This is a genomic window from Providencia sp. SP181 (genome assembly GCF_050446505.1).
Lineage (GTDB): Bacteria > Pseudomonadota > Gammaproteobacteria > Enterobacterales > Enterobacteriaceae > Providencia > Providencia vermicola.
Window position 1 is genome coordinate 1 of the sequence record NZ_JBBPXM010000011.1, and the last position, 17,384, is coordinate 17,384.

Genomic DNA, 17,384 nt, shown 5'->3' on the forward strand with positions numbered 1-17,384 from the left:
CTAACTTATTACACGTATTGATTACACGTATTGAACAACTACGCGCCCTAGCAATGCACTGAATTACTCTAAATAATTCGAGTTGCAAGAAGGCGGCAAGCTAAGCAAGCCCAAGGAGCATACATAAGTATGTGACTTGGGTTGCGCAGTGTAGCCAACACACTTGCAGCTTGAAGTATGACGAGTAATTGAAGTATGACGAGTAATTAGTTAAATATCTGCTAATCAGCACACACTTCACTAGATTAATTGTTCTTTAAGATAGTTTCATCCATTTTTCATTAAGTTTTTGATAATTGAGCTGTAGCCACTGAATGGCAATGACTGTTGCTGCATTATCAATTGTGCCATTTTCTACCCACTGGTATGCCTTTTCTCTGCTAATAACGTGAACTTTGATATCTTCGTTTTCTGAGGCTAAACCGTGGATACCTTCAGCTTGAGTGCTATCGACTTCGCCAACAAATACGTGCATGCGCTCTGTTGTCCCGCCAGGGCTTGAAAGGTAGCTGAGCGCTTTTTCCGCATGGCGGATCTCAAGGCCCGCTTCTTCTATTGCTTCACGGCGAATGACCTCTTCTGGGGATTCATTTTCTTCAATCATCCCTGCTACGGCTTCGAGCAACCACGGCGTTTCGCTGGTTTCTATTGCTGGAAAGCGAATTTGTTCAATTAGCACAACATTATCGGTTTGCGGATCATAGGGTAAAACAACACCCGCGTGACCACGTTCAAAAACTTCACGGCAAATTTCGTTACTCCATCCACCAGCAAACAATTTGTGGCGAAATCGGTATTCCATCATTTGAAAAAAACCGTTAAATAATTTACGCTTGGATATAATTTCAACATCATTTTTGCCATATTTAATTGGCTGTTCTATTTTATTTGTCATTGCATTCTCCAAACACACTGATTTCCATCTTAAGGAAATAATTGTGGATTAAAACTGTTTTTAAGGTTTTTTAACCTCAGATGAGGTAATGTTTAATAAAATTGAGACAAAATGGCACAAAAGGCTACCGTGAATTCAAACGAACCTCTGCTACAATAAGCGCCATTATTCAAATCTAAGAGCAACATAGGGTCTGTTTTTTTATGATTGTCTCTAAAACGCATATTTTTATATCAAAGGCCTCAATTAGGCATGGTACGTTTTAGGCAACAGGCTCAACTTAATTTGCTGTTTAATCAAGGAATCAAAATGAAGAAACTGCTTCCCCTTTTAATTGCGATGAGTTTTGTGGGTCTCAGTACCAATAGCTACGCAGACGATTTACTGCAGGTTTACCAAAAATCGAAAGAAAGTAACCCTGAGTTAAGAAAATCATTAGCTGAACGTAATCAAGCTTTTGAAAAAATTAATGAAGCTCGCAGCCCATTATTACCTCAATTAGGTTTAGGCGCAGGGGCAAGTTACGGTAGTGGTTACCGCGATGCGAATAACACCGAAAGTACCGGTTTAAATGCATCACTGAAATTAACGCAAACTGTTTTTGACATGTCGAAATGGCGTCAACTGACGATTCAAGAAAAAACGGCTGGGATTTCTGATGTCACTTACCAGACTAGCCAGCAACAATTAATTTTAGATACCGCAACTGCTTACTTTAACGTTTTAAAAGCAATTGACGCGCTATCTTATATTGAAGCCAATAAAGAAGCGGTTTACCGCCAATTAGACCAAGTTACTCAACGTTTTAACGTTGGCCTTGTGGCGATTACTGACGTGCAAAACGCCCGTGCAAACTACGATAGCGTTATCGCACAAGAAGTTGCAGGTCGTAACGACTTAGAAAATGCGATTGAAAAACTGCGTCAAGTCAGCGGTGTATACTATAACCAACTGGCATCTTTAAATATTGAGCGCTTTAAAACCACTGAGTTGGGCGACATCAACGCTATCTTAAAAGAAGCAGAAGAGCGCAACCTTAGCTTATTAAGTGCACGTTTGGCTCAAGACGTTTCTCGTGAAAATATCCGTTTAGCAGAAACAGGCCATATGCCAACGGTGAGTCTTGATGCATCAACCGCAGTAACCAATACCTATAACCATGGTAGTGGTTACAACAATAGCTTAACAGGTAAAGGTGCAAGCAACAGTTATAATGGGCAAAACAGCATTGGCTTAAACTTAAGCATTCCTTTATACACGGGTGGTGCAACGAGTTCACAAGTTGAACAAGCACAATACGGTTTCCAAGGTGCGAGTGAGCAACTGGAAAGTGTTTACCGTAACGTGGTTCAGTTAGTTCGTTCATCATTTAATAACGTCTCTTCATCTATCAGTAGCATCAATGCATACAAACAAGTGGTTGTGTCTGCACAAAGCTCATTAGATGCGATGGAAGCAGGTTACCAAGTGGGTACACGTACAATTGTTGACGTATTAACATCAACAACTGCGCTGTACCAAGCGAAGCAAAATCTGTCTAACGCACGTTATGACTATATGATTAACCAACTGAATATTGAATTTGCCCGCGGCACATTAAACGAAGATGACATTGCACGCTTAAATGCTAACTTAGGTAAAGAAATTTCCACTGAGCCAAGCAGCATTATCCGTAATACCAATGCCCCTAAAATTAAATAATTTGATCGTTTAGTTTTAGATAAATAGAATGACCCGCTGTTTTGGCGGGTTATTTTTTATCAAAGCATAAAGAAAACCCTCTAAATCACTCGTTTTGCTTCAATTGAATCAGTTAAAACAGTTTTCCCTTCCCTCACTTATAAAATTCAGTTAATTCTCACTTTAGTTATTATTAAATAGCTCAAAAAACAAGCTTAAATTAATTCATTGATATTCAATGGAAATACTCCATTTCTTTTTCAGTTTTAATCAACCTTTCCTCAAAAAAGAGAAGAAAGTTACAAAAATGATAATTTCAATCTATTTCCTCTATATTTCTGCTTTAATTTTCAGCGTTTATCCCCTATCCTAGAGGTAACTTATAAAACATCTTACTTAAATTTTATTCAGGGTAATTACCATGACCATGAAGCGTACTAAAGATATTAATCAAAACGCCTTCCGCAAGTCTTGGCGTTCATACCGTTTAGCGCCTGTTGCTGTTGCTGTCAGTGCCGTATTTATGCTTTCTGCCTGCGAAGAAAGCGATGAAACGGTATCTCTGTATACCAATGCACAAGATTGTAGCCAAGCGAACCCATCTCAAGCAGAACAGTGCACATTGGCTTATAACAATGCATTACAAGAAGCGGCAAAAACTGCACCTAAATATGCAACACAAGCTGACTGTATTGCTGAATTTGGTGAGTCTATGTGTACTCAAGCCCCTGCCCAAGCAGGTCTTGCAGGTACAAGTTCAACCAATGGCGAGCAAACTGCACAAGCACAAAGCAGCGGCGGCAGCATGTGGATGCCATTAATGATGGGTTATATGATGGGTCGTATGATGGGCGGTAGCGCAGCATCTCAGCCGTTGTTTAGCTCGAAAAACCCAGCAAGTCCTGCAAACGGCAAATTTGTCGATGCATCAGGTAAAAGCTATGGCCCTGCGGTTGCAGGTGGTCGTTCAATGAGCGTACCAAAAACCGCAATGGCACCAAAGCCACCGACCACATCAACCGTCACTCGTGGTGGTTTTGGTGACACTGTTAATAAACAAGCGATGGCACAACGTTCGTCTTCATCTGCAAAATCAACTTCTTCTTCCCGCTCAATGGGTGGTTGATCAGTAATGAAACGAGTTCCCATTGTTGAGCGCCCAAATTGGCGCGAAAAAGCCTCCGAGTTTGGTTTTGAATTTCACACCATGTACGGCGAGCCGTACTGGTCTGAAGATGCGTATTATCAATTCACTATGGCACAGATCGAAGAGATTGAAGATGCAACCGCTGAACTGCATCAAATGTGCCTAAAAGTGGTTGAGCGTGTTATTGAAAGTGATGAATTACTAGCACGTTTTCAAATTCCTAAGCACTGCTGGGAATTTGTTCGTAGTTCTTGGAAAAGTGAGCAGCCTTCACTGTATTCAAGGCTTGATCTTGCCTACGACGGAGTTAATCCTCCTAAGTTACTGGAAAATAACGCAGACACGCCAACGTCTTTATATGAATCTGCATTCTTCCAATGGATCTGGTTAGAAGATCAAATTGAAGCCGGTAAGCTGCCTGAAAATGCGGATCAATTTAACAGCATTCAAGAACAGTTGATCGAGCGTTTTACTCAGCTTAAAGATCAACATGGTTTCCGTTTGCTGCATATGTCTTGCTGTCGTGATACAGAAGAAGACCGTGGCACAGTACAATATTTACAAGACTGTGCCAACGAAGCGGGGGTTGCTACCGAGTTCTTATATATCGATGAAATCGGTTTAGGTGAAAGAGGCGAATTCACTGATACGCAAGATCAGGTTATCAGTAATCTGTTTAAGCTGTATCCATGGGAATTTATGCTGCGTGAAATTTTTTCTACCAAACTGCAAGATGCTGGTGTTCGCTGGTTAGAGCCTGCATGGAAGAGCATTATTTCAAACAAAGCATTGCTGCCGATGTTATGGGAAATGTTCCCAGATCATCCTAACCTACTCCCAGCCTATTTTGCGGATGGTAAAACGCAGCCAGAGCTCGATAAGTACGTGATTAAACCACTATTTTCCCGTGAAGGTGCTAATATCCGTATTATTGAAAATGGCAAAGAAATTGCCGCTGCGGATGGCCCATATGGTGAAGAAGGGATGATTATTCAACAATTCCACCCACTACCGAAATTTGAAGGTAGCTATACCTTAGTCGGGAGTTGGTTGGTAAATGATCAACCTGCTGGAATTTGTATTCGTGAAGATAAAGAGCTGATCACCCAAGATCTGTCCCGCTTTTATCCACATACGATCATAGACTGATCAATAGCTAGATCACAAAAGCCCAAGCAATTGATTTTGTTTGGGCTTTTTTATGTCTTAAAAAAATATGACAACCTAAAATATCCGTACGGTTGGCTCGAAATATGACGACAATATTCCTATAAACACAACGAAGGCATTCCTCTAAATAGTTCGAGTTAGCGCAAGGCGACAAAACAAAGCTATCCCTAGGAGCACATAAGTATGTGACTAGGGTAGCTGCGTGAAGCCAACGTAGTGATCACTCGAAATATGACGACAATATTTCCTATAAACACAACTAAGGCATTCCTCTAAATAGTTCGAGTTAGCGCAAGGCGGCAAAACAAAGCTATCCCTTGGAGCATACATAAGTATGTGACTAGGGTAGCTGCGTGAAGCCAACGTAGTGATCTCTCGAAATATGACGACAGTATTTCTATAAACACAACGAAGGCATTCCTCTAAATAGTTCGAGTTAGCGCAAGGCGGCAAAACAAAGCTATCCCTAGGAGCATACATAAGTATGTGACTAGGGTAGCTGCGTGAAGCCAACGTAGTGATTACTCGAAATATGACGAGGAAGAGCCGACGATGACCGACAACATACTCAACGATGCCGATACAATTCCTTCAATCGGAGTGCTTACCTCTTCTTCACCATCCCAAGTGCCTAAAATTGGTAAAATAGGCAAGTAGTGTTCCACCGATGGGTTTGATAATTTGCCATCTTCCCTTTCTAACCCTTTAGTTAGTGGATGTGGGATCGCTTTACTTTGCAAGTTATCGTAGACAAACTGTTCAAAAGACAAAGCCCATGGATAAGGCTCTGCTTGGTCATTTTGCCAGTTCATAGCACGAAGATTGTGCACCACATTGCCACTGCCCATAATCAATACACCTTGCTCTCTGAGTATCGCTAACTTCTTGCCTAATTCATGGTGCCAAGTTGCAGGTTTTGTGCCATCAATGCTTAGCTGGATCACGGGAATATCTGCCTCTGGGTACATGCGTACTAAAATTTCCCATGTCCCGTGGTCAAGCCCCCACTCTTCCTTATCGAGGAAAATAGGTTCTGGTGCGAGTAAATCTGCAACTTGCTGGGCAAGTTCTGGTGAACCTGGCGCTGGGTATTCAATTTGGTATAACGCCTCTGGAAACCCGCCAAAATCATGGATAGTTTTAGGCTTTAACATCGAGGTCACTGCCGTGCCGCGCGTATACCAGTGCGCTGAAATCACCAATATCGCGTTTGGACGAGGTAAGGTTTTGCCGAGCTGCTCCCATGCTTTGGTATAAGGATTATCCTCTATCGCATTCATTGGGCTACCGTGGCCTATGAAAATCGCGGGGATCTTGTTATTCACGACTGAAGTATTTACCGACATGATGATTTCAACTCCAACTCAATTAATTTCTGCTTACAGCATACGCTTTTGTGCAAAAAACACAGTGGCCTAATTATGAGTATGATCATCAAAAAAATTGAAAAGGCCACGAGGTGTGCAACTCAGTGGCCTTCATAAGATTCTATATGCTGAACGTACTATCAATAAATTAGCTAAAATTAGCCCATTTATATTTAAGTTTAAAAAACGAACTCTTCCTCAAAATACGACGAAGACATTCCTCTAAATAGTTCGAGTTGTGGCTAGGCGGCAAACGAAGTCATTCTTAGGAGCATACATTAGTCTGTGACTAAGATGACTAAGAGAAGCCAACACCACCACAGCTTGAAATATGACGAAGACATTCCTCTAAATAGTTCGAGTTGTGGCTAGGCGGCAAACGAAGTCATTCTTAGGAGCATACATTAGTATGTGACTAAGATGGCTAAGAGAAGCCAACAACGCCACAGCTCGAAATATGACGAGGATCAGCTCGCTTTCTTTTCATGCTGCAAACGATATTGTACTAAATCCTCGATAGTCACTACCGTCAAGCCATGTTGCTTACCAAAAGCCGCCACTTCTGGCGTACGCGCCATTGAGCCATCATCGTTGGTCAATTCACATAGCACACCCGCTGGCTTGAACCCTGCTAATGAGGCTAAATCGATAGACGCTTCTGTATGGCCACGGCGTGCTAATACACCACCTTCACGACCCCGTAATGGGAAAACGTGGCCTGGGTGGTTCAGGTCTGCTGGCACTGCGTTATCCGCAATCGCTGCACGAATGGTAGTAATACGGTCTGCAGCTGAAACGCCAGTGGTAACACCGTTTGCCGCTTCAATCGTCACAGTAAAGCCCGTTTGATTTTGGCTGGTGTTATTTTCTACCATCATTGGCAGTTCCAGTTTTTTGCGACACTCTTCAGTGATACACAGGCACACAATACCGCTGCTGTAGCGAATGGTGAATGCCATTTGCTCTGCAGTCATGGTTTCTGCTGCAAAAACTAAATCGCCTTCGTTCTCACGATCTTCATCGTCCAGAACAAGAACACCTTGGCCTTGGCGTAAAGCTTCGATAGCTTTTTCAACACGTTCGATTGGATTACCGAATTCGGAAAGTAGCGTATGATCCATGGTAAAAACCTCTTAAATAGTTATTAACTAGTTACCAGAATCAAGGCAGTCTTAGGATTACGAGAAATGATGAATAAATAAATCGCCCATAAGTGGCAATCTACCCATTCAGGTATGCAGAACATGATTGTGCATTACGGCACAAATATGCAGATACAGTTAATTCTCTCCCATCCGGACTATAACCGTCGGCTCCAGATTCACACTGGATCTGCTGACCTTTATCACTAAAATGATAAAGCGCTCGCGGGCTTCATGCGCGTTGCATGTTACCGCCGGTGGGGACTTTCACCCCGCCCTGAGATAAACGCAATTAATATAACGCCAATAATTCAACTACGCAACGGTGTCTTTCAAAACTGGCGAGCCTCTCACACTTTTGGCCAAAAAATATGAATAAAAACCTATAGTTATCAGGGGTAATTAAAATACAGGCATCACCTGTTACCACCAAGGCATAAAAAATCGCAATAAGACGTAAATTGTCCTAAATATCAGTCTAAACATCACACTTAACTAAAATAATTTATTGACTTGTATAATAATAACCAGCAATAAAAATGTCATTAAAGGAATACTAGGGTGAAAAAGTACCGTTTTATCTTTCCCATCTTTTTAGTCATCGGTCTCTTATTTTTGGTCGGAACTACTTTTGCGCTTTATTCTGGTATGGATATGGCAAAAAATGGTATTAAAACAACAGGAATAGTCACCGATCTCGACATTAGTGTTTCGGAAGATAAATCAAAAACCTATTTCCCCATTATCGAGTTTACGACCCTAGAAAATCAACAAATTGAGTTTCGTTCATCAATGGGGAGTAGCGGTTATCGAAACAGCATCGGTCAATCCATTGATGTACTTTATAATCCAACAAATCCGCAAGATGCCATCATTGATTCACTCTTTGGTGTATATGGACTGAGTATCATTTTAGGTATTTTTGGCGGTGTATTTACGTTAATTGGTGGCATTCCTGTTATGTTCGGTATCACCAATAAGAAAAAAAGTACCCGTTTATTGCGCGAAGGTACGCCAATTCAAGTAAAAATCACAGGTGTTGAAGAAAATACTATGATCCAAGTGAATAGACGTTCTCCTTATCAAATTATTGCAGATGTCCATGATAAAAATACAAATACAATTAAGCGTTATAAAAGTGAGAATATTTATTTTGACCCATCCCCTTATATTGATAGGGAAAATGTGACTATCTATCTCGATAGAAGTAATGCCAATAAATACTATATGGACATCCGTTTTTTACCTGAATTGAAATAACGTTAAACTGACCATCTTGGGTAATTCCGCCTTCAAGGTGGTCATTTCTCCTTCAGTCTCATCCCCCTTGCCTCCTTGTGCTCCAAGTATCATAAGGAAATAGGAAAAGAGTTTATTACCGCGACAAGAGGTATTACACTACCCCCAACTCATTTCTCAAAAAATTTAAGGACCCGCGAATGCTCGATCCGAAAAAACTTGAACAAGTTGCTCGCCAAATTCAAGGTGCTTTACCCCAAGGCGTACGTGATTTAGGTGAAGATTTTGATAAAAAACTGCGCTCACTGTTACAGTCACAACTTGGCAAATTAGACTTAGTCAGTCGCGAAGAGTTTGATATTCAAACTCAAGTGTTGTTACGCACTCGCGAAAAATTAGCCAAAATGGAACAACGCATTAGCGCCCTTGAAGCCAGCCTAAGTACTGAAGAAAAAACAGCTGAGTAAACCGAACAGTGACGCCCTAATTGGCGTCACATTTTTATTTATTAGACACTAACTCGCGTTCTAATAACTGTACGATATACTGGTTTTTAGAGATATTATGCGCGGCTGTCGCAGCATTTAAATAAGCTTCCAAACGGCTAGGGTAACGTAACGTAAATGACTTCACCGTGCCTTCATCTTTAAATGGCGGTATTCCTTCCTCACGACAGCTTTCAATATAATCACTTAATGAGATTTGCCCTTCTTTTTTCAGCCCTTCAATACTATCGGAAACAAAATCGCAATAACCACCCACATCCAAAAACTGGCCGCGAAAGGCTTTAATGTCCGCTTCATAGGTGACAGAAGCAGGATGCCCATTAATTGTCATGACATTACTGCTTTTAATCATATTCTACCCCTATTATATTTTCTAACCATTCACGTAACCCATTAACAGCGCCGTGATCCATTGCCATTTTTAATTTTACCGCCTAGATGATTGATTAAACTGATCACCTCATCCCATCTAATGGCTGATTTAGGTGGGATAGTCAGTATATCAACCATGGTTTTCCGGTGCTTAGCACTCAATTCCCTGATTTTGATCATCGTCTATTCCATGACGCCCTTAACTAATATCAAATTAAAATAAAAAAACAATGACGTCAACATATGACGTCATTGTTTTTTAAACGTTGAATAATAAAAAACCCGGCTTTAGCAATATCACCAAAGCTGGGTTATCAATAATTAACGAACTAATCAGTGATTAGCTGGTTTTCATAATATTTTTAATAATGTTCGTCGTTGAAATGCCATCTTCGAAATTAAGCACTTTAACTTCACCACCCGCAGCCCAAACCTCAGCACTGCCTGCAATGTCTTCTGGGCGATAATCACCACCTTTAACCAGAATGTCAGGGAGAACTTCAGCAATTAAACGTTGCGGTGTGTCCTCTTCGAAAGCGACAACCCAATCCACCGCACCTAGTGCACCTAAAACCGTCATGCGCTGCTCTAATGGGTTTACAGGGCGTGTTTCACCTTTAAGTCGACGAGTTGATGCATCGCTATTTACCGCAACAATCAGTCTATCACCCAATTTACGTGCATTGGCTAAATAGGAAACATGGCCTGCGTGCAGAATATCAAAACATCCGTTCGTCATCACTACACGCTCCCCACGTTGCCTTGCATTGGCAACCGCTTGTTTGAGTTCGCTTTCAGTCATGACACCAAACCCCGTATCCGCACGGCCACGGATCGCGTTTTCCAATTCGATTGGAGAAACAGTGGATGTTCCTAATTTGCCGACAACAACGCCAGCGGCGGCATTCGCTAATGCGCACGCTTCATGTAGCGGACGACCAGAAGCAATTGATGCCGCTAATACACCAATCACCGTATCACCTGCACCTGTCACATCAAACACTTCTTGTGCCTGTGTCGGTAAATGTAATGGCGCTTCATCACGGCGAATAAGGCTCATGCCTTGCTCTGAGCGCGTAATCAATAATGCTTTTAATTCCAAGGTATTAAGTAACGCCATCCCTTTTTCTTCAACATCTTGATTTGTCTTGCAAGGCCCAACGATGGCCTCAAATTCAGACATGTTTGGCGTCAATAATGTTGCACCACGGTAGCGTTCAAAATTGTTCCCTTTCGGGTCAATCAATACAGGTACCCCCGCTTTATTCGCTAGCGCGATCATTTTTTCAACGTGAGTTAATGCCCCTTTCGCATAGTCAGATAGCACTAATGCACCGATGTGCGGCAACGCTTGCTCGATACGCTCTAAAACGGGTGCCACATCGACATTGTCGAAACCTTCTTCAAAATCAAGACGGATCAGTTGCTGGTTACGAGACAAAACGCGTAATTTTGTAATCGTTGGATGCGTTGGAATAGCAACAAAATCGCAGCGGACTTGTACAGCATTTAAGTTTTCTGTCAATGCTTTCGCCGCATCATCAATCCCTGTTAAGCCGACAAGGCGGGAATTTGCACCTAGCGATGCAATATTCATCGCAACGTTAGCTGCTCCGCCTGGACGCTCTTCAACCATCGTTACTTTAACCACTGGTACAGGGGCTTCAGGAGAAATACGGTTTGCGGGACCATGCCAATAACGGTCTAACATCACGTCGCCAACCACCAGCACACCGGCTTTTTTGTAATCCGGAAGAGTTACTTTCATCCTGCACTCCAGTTTTAAAAAGGAAATTTGATCATAATTAGCGAAATATTAGCATATTGCACTAATTAGCTAAATAAAATACGTTTTAACTCATTCACCAAGCCATTTTTTCCAGCTAGCTAACACTTGCTCACGTTGCGGTGCAAATTGGCGCATATCCACGCGACTTGGTAATGATTGCAAAGCTAAGTGATGAAGTTCATTGCGCATAGCGACGTATGCTTGGGTTAATGCGTTGGCTTCTTCTTCCGACATAAAATCGTACTGTGCCATCAGTTCAAAAATCCGCACGTTGTCTGACCAGCGTGTTAACGCCTTGTTTTGCGAAGCAAAACGTAATACTAAATATTGCGCAATAAACTCAATATCCGTGATCCCACCAGGGTCAGCCTTTAAATCAAACTCATTAGCTTGGTGGCTACCTAAATGTTGGTGCATTTTCACTCGCATATCCCGCACTTGCTGTTGCAGTGTGTGTGCATCTCTCGGCAAGCACAAGGTTTCATGGCGAATTCGGGTAAATTGCTGTTGTAATTCAGCGTCGCCAAACACCATCCGAGCACGAATAAGTGCTTGGTGTTCCCACGTCCATGCATCATTTTTTTGGTAATCATCAAAAGATTGAATGGTACTGACCAACATCCCTGACTCCCCCGATGGCCTTAAGCGAGCATCCACTTCATACAAAATCCCTGATGCCGTGCGCGTACTGAATAAGTGAATAATTCGCTGCGCAACACGCAAATAAAACTGCCTTGCATCAATAGCGCGTTCACCATTAGTGACCACATTTAATGGGCAATCAAACAGAAAAACCAAATCTAAATCAGAGCTATAGCCTAGCTCCCAACCACCTAACTTGCCGTAGCCTAATACAGCAAACCCATATTGCTTGCTATCACCCTGCGCTAAATGGGCAGGTTCACCGTAGCGTTTCACCATTTTTTGCCAGGCCTGATGAACAACGGCATCAATAATGGCTTCTGCAAGATAGGTTAGGTGATCGCTCACTTTCATGACAGGCAGTACACCTGAAATATCTTCTGCCGCAATACGTAAAAGCTGCGCCTGTTTAAATTGACGCAACGCTTCCAATTGTTGCTCTTCATCTTCTTCAGGTACACGCATCAAATATTGGCGTAATTCGTCGCGGTAAGCCGTTAATGGAAGGGGTTGATAAAGGGATTTCGGGTCAAGAAGTTCATCAAGAAGTAATGGGTGACGAGATAGCTGCTCGGCAATCATTGGAGAGGCAGCACACAAACGGATAACGTGGGTCAGTACCTCATCAAATTCAAGCATCAACTCAAGGTAAGTCGTTCTACTCACGATGCTTAGCAATAGCGGTGTAATACGCTCAATAACTTGCCCTGCATCATCTCGCTCACCAATTTTCGCCAATAATTTCGGCATGAGTTCATCAAGCACATCGCGCCCTCTTGGCCCGATGGTTCGCTTGTTCAGGTCATGGCGGAACATTAAAATACCATGAATAATCCGCTGTGCAATGTCTTCATCCTGAGAGGGTAAATAGGCAGCAAGTTCTTCTTTGGACAGGTCGCTTTGCCATAACGTGATGTAAATTTCATCAAAGTTATCTGCATCTTCGTCATCATCATCTTGCCCAATTTGCTCAGCAAATATTTGGTGGACAGCCGCCATTTTTTGGCTTAAAGACGCGTAAAAGTCCGCCCAGCAGGCAAAATTCATCCCCCACGCTAAACGCGTTTGGTTGAGCGCATCATCAGGTAGAGTCTGAGTTTGTTGATCGTCGATACTCTGCAGTAAATTTTCTATTCTACGCAGGAAAATGTAGCTATCTTGTAGGATATCGAGCTGATTATCGGGTAATAAAGCGAGTTCGCGGATCCCCTGAAACGTGCTAAACAGCGATTGTGATTGTAAAACGGGTTCTCGCCCACCACGGATCAGCTGAAAAACTTGGGAGATAAATTCTATCTCACGGATCCCTCCAGCCCCCAGTTTGATGTTATTCACCAAACCACGGCGGCGAACTTCTCGCTCAATCATATTTTTCATATTGCGCAGAGACTGAATCACACTAAAATCAATATAGCGGCGATAGACAAACGGGCGCAGTAATTTGCGTAGGCCTTCAGCGTAATGCAGGCTATCGGGCCCCATAATCCTCGCTTTAACCATCGCATAACGTTCCCAATCGCGCCCTTGCTCTTGATAATAATCTTCCAATGCGGAAAAACTAAATACTAGCGGACCACTGTCGCCAAAAGGCCGTAAACGCATGTCCACCCGATAAACAAAGCCATGGACAGTGACTTGATCGAGCATGCGAATCAGTTTTTGCCCTAAACGAGTAAAGAATTGAGCGTTATCCAATTCTTTACGGCCGCCTTGTGTGACACCGTTTTCAGGGTAAGCAAAAATCAGGTCAATATCGGAAGAAAAATTCAGCTCTCTTCCTCCCAGTTTTCCCATCCCTAGCACCAATAGCGGCTGTGGTTTTCCTTCGTGATTACAAGGGGTTCCCCACTGCTGACTATATTCCTGATACAGCCAGTCCCTTGCAGCAACAATCAAGGTTTCTGCTAACACACTCAGTTGGTAAATGGTGTCTTGTTGCGAACACACTGCCAATACTTGCATCCACGTACAGCGCACTAACATTTGGTGACGAAACGTGCGCAGCACCTGCATTAAATGATCTTCGCTTGAAACAGATGAAACACTGTCCGCAAGCCAAGTTGCATAATATTGCCACTCATCGGCCTTTGGTGGATTCGTGCGGATATCCAATAAAAACCGTGAATGGGCAAGAACCTGTTTAAGTGCAAAATCACTAAAAGAGAGTACTTGTGCTTCATCTTCACTCAAAGGCAATAAACCAGGCGCTTGGCTAGCTAACTGATTTAAAATACGTTCTTTTTGGGCTTGCAGTAAATCAGGCAGTGGATGCATATTGTTCAAATCCTAGTGATCTTCTTGGTAGGTTAACGCACTTAACCATTGAATAAAGGCCAGCTTACATTTTAACCACTGACTGCTATAGCAAAAATCATCCGCACTCATGTTTTCATTAGCAATATCTAACTGTAATTGGTCTAACGGCGTATCATGGATAAAATGTGGGGCAGAGTTTTGATAATGGACCAAAAAGGCTTGAACAAAACGCAGGAACTCGACAAAACCTTGGCGCGCATCATTTGCCCCTGCTAACCAATAGGTTTCATGTTGTTGGCACAGCAACTGCATATGCGTCAGCGATTTTTCAATCGGTTGCTCTTCGTAATCAAATAGCGAATCAGGGCGGGTTAATGGTGCTTTAGTTGGTGAAAGTAAGGAATAACCCCGAGCAGCTTTACTTAGGGAAGACAGGTACAGTCCATCAATATCAGCAAACTTTTTCGCTAAATTAAGAACATCCGCAATAAAGCCTTTTTTCAGTTCTAATTCAAACTCTTGAATAGGTAAATCTTTTGCACCTGCGGAAATTTCACCTTGGTCAAGCACCACTTCAATTTCGCTGTCTTCGAAAGTCACTAACCATTTTTCGCGGGTAAAATTGGTGCTAAACAATACACTCAATTCAGATTGCAATGCCGTAATATCAGTGCCTTCTGGCCAAATGTCTTCAGGAAAAGCGGCAAGGTTCAGTTCGGGGGAATCAATATTAACATTGTATTCAGGCCGCTGATGTAAACCACTAATTGCCTGCCCCGCCGTTTTCATCGTCATTTCATAGTGACCATCACAGCCACGAATACGCAGCCCCATATCCCATTGCCGCAATTGCCTATGCGGCGTGTCAAAATAAATATTCGTTAGCTTTGTTGGCTCACTATATTGATGGGGCAATGTCGATATACTCTGACGAACAGCCTCTATGGCCTCACTTTTGGCGGCTAATTTGAGTTCAACCTCGACGTGGCTCATACATATCCTTATTTGATAATTTCACTGTGCTCATATTACCCCAATCAAGCGATGCTGAGAAAAGAATCTGTATTGAAATCAAAAATTCTCTCTGTCAGATTTCTTTTAGAGAGTTATCTTGAAAAAAGGGTAAAAATAAGGGTAATTTAGGCAGTTAGGATAGTTCTCATTATCCTTTAGAGAACCAAGACATCGGTGTTTAGGGTTTGCACCCTGCCACTTTACTTATTAGTATTCAATGAATACCACATTCATTCACCACCAAAAGACTGTAAATACCATGCGAAAAATTCCATTATTATTAATTTCAATCATGGGGCTAGGCCTTTCCTTAAACACACAAGCAGCAGAAAAGCGTTATGTTTCAGATGACTTATCAACATATGTTCATAGCGGCCCTGGCACAAAATATCGTATCGTAGGAACGCTCAATGCAGGGGACGAAGTTGAACTGATTTCCACTGACAATAAATTTGCTCAGGTACGTGATGATAAAGGCAGGACAGTTTGGCTACCTGTTGACCAGCTTAGCAATAAACAAAGCATGAAAACCCGTATTCCAGAGCTGGAAGCCGAAAATCAAAAGCTCCGCCAGCAGCTCGATAATATTGATGGTACGTGGAACACACGCACTGCCGATATGCAGCAAAAAGTGGCAGACAACGACAATATTGTTCGCCAACTGAAAGCAGAAAATGAAAAATTAAAGAATGAATTAATCAAATCAGGTAAAAAACTCGAGATTGCCGAGGTGAACCTTGACGATCGCCGCCGTGAATTGATTTTACAATGGTTTATGTATGGTGGTGGTGTAGCGGGTGCTGGCTTAATTTTAGGTTTAATTTTACCACACCTCATTCCACGCCGTAAAAAACGTAATGATGGCTGGGCATAATAAGGTTATTCGATGAAAGTGTATCTGGTCGGTGGTGCCGTCCGTGACCAACTCCTAGGGCTGCCTATTTCTGATAGGGATTTTGTGGTCGTTGGCACAACGCCTGAGGCGATGCTTACAGAAGGTTTTCAACAAGTTGGAAAAGACTTCCCTGTCTTTTTGCACCCAGAAACGCATGAAGAATACGCATTAGCCCGCACAGAACGCAAAATCGGGGTGGGCTATACCGGGTTTAACTGCTATAGCGCCCCTGATGTCACTATCGAAGATGACTTATTACGTCGTGATCTCACCATTAATGCCATCGCACAAAGTGATTCAGGGGAGATTATCGACCCGTTCAATGGCGTAAATGACCTCGAAAAACGGGTTCTACGCCACGTTTCAGACGCGTTTGCAGAAGACCCATTACGTGTTTTACGAGTCGCACGCTTTGCCGCACGTTTTTATGAACAAGGCTTCACTATCGCCCCTGAGACACTGGCGTTAATGCAGTCAATGGCGATGACGGGAGAGTTATCACACCTAACAGCAGAGCGCGTTTGGGTTGAAACCGAAAAGGCTCTTAAATCAACCGCACCGCAAGTTTATTTCGAGGTTTTACGCCAATGTGGTGCACTCGTAGTGCTGTTCCCCGAAATTGATAATTTATTTGGCATTCCCGCCCCTGAAAAGTGGCACCCTGAAATCGATACAGGGGTTCACACTTTAATGGTGATGAAAGTGATTGCTATGCTGTCTAATGATGTGAATATTCGTTTTGCAGCATTATGCCATGATCTGGGCAAAGCCCTTACTCCACCTGATGTGTGGCCCAGCCATCCTAATCATGGGGAGGCAGGTATCCCACTTATTGAGCAGCTTTGTACTCGCCTTCGAGTCCCAATAGATGCGCGAGATTTAGCCTGTTTAGCGGCACGATATCATGATAAAATTCACGTAATCAATCGGTTATCGGCTAGTGATTTAGTCGCTGTTTTTGATGGTTTAGATAGCTGGCGAAAACCAGAACGCATTATACAGCTCAGTTTAATCAGCGAAGCCGATGCCAGAGGTCGACTTGGTCTTGAACAACACGCCTATCCGCAAGGCGAGTTTCTGCGCCAAGCATTTGCTATCGCGCAATCTGTCGCGGTAAAACCCATTGTTGAGCAAGGGTTTAAAGGGTCTGAAATTCGCCAAGAATTGACACGTCAGCGTATTGAGCGCATTGCTTGCTGGCAACAACAGCAGCAAATTATTGATATGAACCTATAGATATGGATGATGCTGGCGATAAAACACCGCCAGC

At 42.7% G+C, this 17,384-nt stretch carries 14 protein-coding genes and 1 riboswitch; of the genes, 7 read left to right on the forward strand and 7 right to left on the reverse strand.

The annotated features are described in order from the left end of the window. Positions 1–256 precede the first annotated feature (256 nt). Positions 257–895 (reverse strand): ADP-ribose diphosphatase, encoded by a 639-nt coding sequence (nudF, locus tag AABS66_RS16615; protein ID WP_206083697.1) that lies wholly within the window; start codon positions 893–895, stop codon positions 257–259. Between the two features lie 309 nt (positions 896–1,204). Here nudF and tolC point away from each other — a divergent pair, with 309 nt between their 5' ends. The 3 genes from tolC to AABS66_RS16630 all read left to right on the forward strand — a co-directional run bounded on the left by tolC (position 1,205) and on the right by AABS66_RS16630 (position 4,871). Continuing rightward, positions 1,205–2,596, forward strand: a complete 1,392-nt coding sequence (tolC, locus tag AABS66_RS16620; protein ID WP_206083696.1) for an outer membrane channel protein TolC — start codon at positions 1,205–1,207, stop codon at positions 2,594–2,596. 400 nt (positions 2,597–2,996) lie between these two features. Further along, the gene (locus tag AABS66_RS16625; protein WP_047755625.1) at positions 2,997–3,701 is read left to right on the forward strand and encodes a DUF1190 family protein; all 705 of its coding nucleotides are present in this window, start codon (positions 2,997–2,999) and stop codon (positions 3,699–3,701) included. A 6-nt stretch (positions 3,702–3,707) separates the two neighbouring features. Next, the gene (locus AABS66_RS16630) at positions 3,708–4,871 is read left to right on the forward strand and encodes a glutathionylspermidine synthase family protein (RefSeq protein WP_206083695.1); all 1,164 of its coding nucleotides are present in this window, start codon (positions 3,708–3,710) and stop codon (positions 4,869–4,871) included. A gap of 542 nt (positions 4,872–5,413) precedes the next feature. On the opposite strand, the gene ygiD is transcribed toward AABS66_RS16630, so the two are convergent. Together ygiD and ribB are read right to left on the reverse strand one after the other, a co-directional pair. Further along, complete coding sequence (ygiD, locus tag AABS66_RS16635) at positions 5,414–6,238, reverse strand: 4,5-DOPA dioxygenase extradiol (RefSeq protein ID WP_206083694.1); 825 nt, start codon at positions 6,236–6,238, stop codon at positions 5,414–5,416. A 488-nt stretch (positions 6,239–6,726) separates the two neighbouring features. Then, positions 6,727–7,380 (reverse strand): 3,4-dihydroxy-2-butanone-4-phosphate synthase, encoded by a 654-nt coding sequence (gene ribB / locus AABS66_RS16640; protein WP_206083693.1) that lies wholly within the window; start codon positions 7,378–7,380, stop codon positions 6,727–6,729. Between the two features lie 158 nt (positions 7,381–7,538). After that, positions 7,539–7,690: riboswitch (FMN riboswitch) on the reverse strand. A gap of 272 nt (positions 7,691–7,962) precedes the next feature. On the opposite strand from ribB, the gene AABS66_RS16645 reads away from it, so the two are divergent. Together AABS66_RS16645 and ubiK are read left to right on the forward strand one after the other, a co-directional pair. After that, on the forward strand, positions 7,963–8,661 hold the full coding sequence (locus AABS66_RS16645; RefSeq protein WP_430225191.1) for a DUF3592 domain-containing protein: 699 nt from the start codon (positions 7,963–7,965) through the stop codon (positions 8,659–8,661). A 179-nt stretch (positions 8,662–8,840) separates the two neighbouring features. Next, positions 8,841–9,107 carry a ubiquinone biosynthesis accessory factor UbiK gene (gene ubiK / locus AABS66_RS16650; protein WP_206083691.1) on the forward strand — a complete coding sequence of 89 codons (267 nt, stop codon included), beginning with the start codon at positions 8,841–8,843 and terminating at the stop codon, positions 9,105–9,107. Positions 9,108–9,141: 34 nt separating this feature from the next. Here ubiK and AABS66_RS16655 read toward each other — a convergent pair whose 3' ends face one another. The 4 genes from AABS66_RS16655 to AABS66_RS16670 all read right to left on the reverse strand — a co-directional run bounded on the left by AABS66_RS16655 (position 9,142) and on the right by AABS66_RS16670 (position 15,198). After that, on the reverse strand, positions 9,142–9,498 hold the full coding sequence (locus tag AABS66_RS16655) for a type II toxin-antitoxin system HicB family antitoxin (RefSeq protein ID WP_206083690.1): 357 nt from the start codon (positions 9,496–9,498) through the stop codon (positions 9,142–9,144). A 360-nt stretch (positions 9,499–9,858) separates the two neighbouring features. Further along, positions 9,859–11,286 (reverse strand): bifunctional D-glycero-beta-D-manno-heptose-7-phosphate kinase/D-glycero-beta-D-manno-heptose 1-phosphate adenylyltransferase HldE, encoded by a 1,428-nt coding sequence (gene hldE, locus AABS66_RS16660; RefSeq protein WP_206083689.1) that lies wholly within the window; start codon positions 11,284–11,286, stop codon positions 9,859–9,861. A gap of 90 nt (positions 11,287–11,376) precedes the next feature. Next, positions 11,377–14,223: a bifunctional [glutamate--ammonia ligase]-adenylyl-L-tyrosine phosphorylase/[glutamate--ammonia-ligase] adenylyltransferase gene (glnE, locus tag AABS66_RS16665; RefSeq protein ID WP_430225192.1), complete on the reverse strand. Its 2,847-nt coding sequence runs from the start codon at positions 14,221–14,223 to the stop codon at positions 11,377–11,379. A gap of 12 nt (positions 14,224–14,235) precedes the next feature. Further along, positions 14,236–15,198, reverse strand: coding sequence for an inorganic triphosphatase (locus tag AABS66_RS16670; RefSeq protein ID WP_206083687.1), 963 nt, complete (start codon positions 15,196–15,198; stop codon positions 14,236–14,238). Between the two features lie 280 nt (positions 15,199–15,478). Here AABS66_RS16670 and AABS66_RS16675 point away from each other — a divergent pair, with 280 nt between their 5' ends. Both AABS66_RS16675 and AABS66_RS16680 read left to right on the forward strand, forming a co-directional pair. Beyond that, positions 15,479–16,093: a TIGR04211 family SH3 domain-containing protein gene (locus AABS66_RS16675; RefSeq protein ID WP_206083686.1), complete on the forward strand. Its 615-nt coding sequence runs from the start codon at positions 15,479–15,481 to the stop codon at positions 16,091–16,093. A 12-nt stretch (positions 16,094–16,105) separates the two neighbouring features. Beyond that, complete coding sequence (locus AABS66_RS16680; protein WP_206083685.1) at positions 16,106–17,350, forward strand: multifunctional CCA addition/repair protein; 1,245 nt, start codon at positions 16,106–16,108, stop codon at positions 17,348–17,350. Positions 17,351–17,384: the final 34 nt, after the last annotated feature.

Coding starts and splice junctions, on each gene's coding strand:
- ribB (WP_206083693.1), bottom strand. CDS start 7,380: ATGGATCATACGCTACTTTCCGAATTCGGTAATCCAATCGAACGTGTT.
- AABS66_RS16625 (WP_047755625.1), top strand. CDS start 2,997: ATGACCATGAAGCGTACTAAAGATATTAATCAAAACGCCTTCCGCAAG.
- hldE (WP_206083689.1), bottom strand. CDS start 11,286: ATGAAAGTAACTCTTCCGGATTACAAAAAAGCCGGTGTGCTGGTGGTT.
- glnE (WP_430225192.1), bottom strand. CDS start 14,223: ATGCATCCACTGCCTGATTTACTGCAAGCCCAAAAAGAACGTATTTTA.
- ygiD (WP_206083694.1), bottom strand. CDS start 6,238: ATGTCGGTAAATACTTCAGTCGTGAATAACAAGATCCCCGCGATTTTC.
- AABS66_RS16680 (WP_206083685.1), top strand. CDS start 16,106: ATGAAAGTGTATCTGGTCGGTGGTGCCGTCCGTGACCAACTCCTAGGG.
- ubiK (WP_206083691.1), top strand. CDS start 8,841: ATGCTCGATCCGAAAAAACTTGAACAAGTTGCTCGCCAAATTCAAGGT.
- AABS66_RS16655 (WP_206083690.1), bottom strand. CDS start 9,498: ATGATTAAAAGCAGTAATGTCATGACAATTAATGGGCATCCTGCTTCT.
- AABS66_RS16670 (WP_206083687.1), bottom strand. CDS start 15,198: ATGAGCCACGTCGAGGTTGAACTCAAATTAGCCGCCAAAAGTGAGGCC.
- AABS66_RS16630 (WP_206083695.1), top strand. CDS start 3,708: ATGAAACGAGTTCCCATTGTTGAGCGCCCAAATTGGCGCGAAAAAGCC.
- tolC (WP_206083696.1), top strand. CDS start 1,205: ATGAAGAAACTGCTTCCCCTTTTAATTGCGATGAGTTTTGTGGGTCTC.
- nudF (WP_206083697.1), bottom strand. CDS start 895: ATGACAAATAAAATAGAACAGCCAATTAAATATGGCAAAAATGATGTT.
- AABS66_RS16675 (WP_206083686.1), top strand. CDS start 15,479: ATGCGAAAAATTCCATTATTATTAATTTCAATCATGGGGCTAGGCCTT.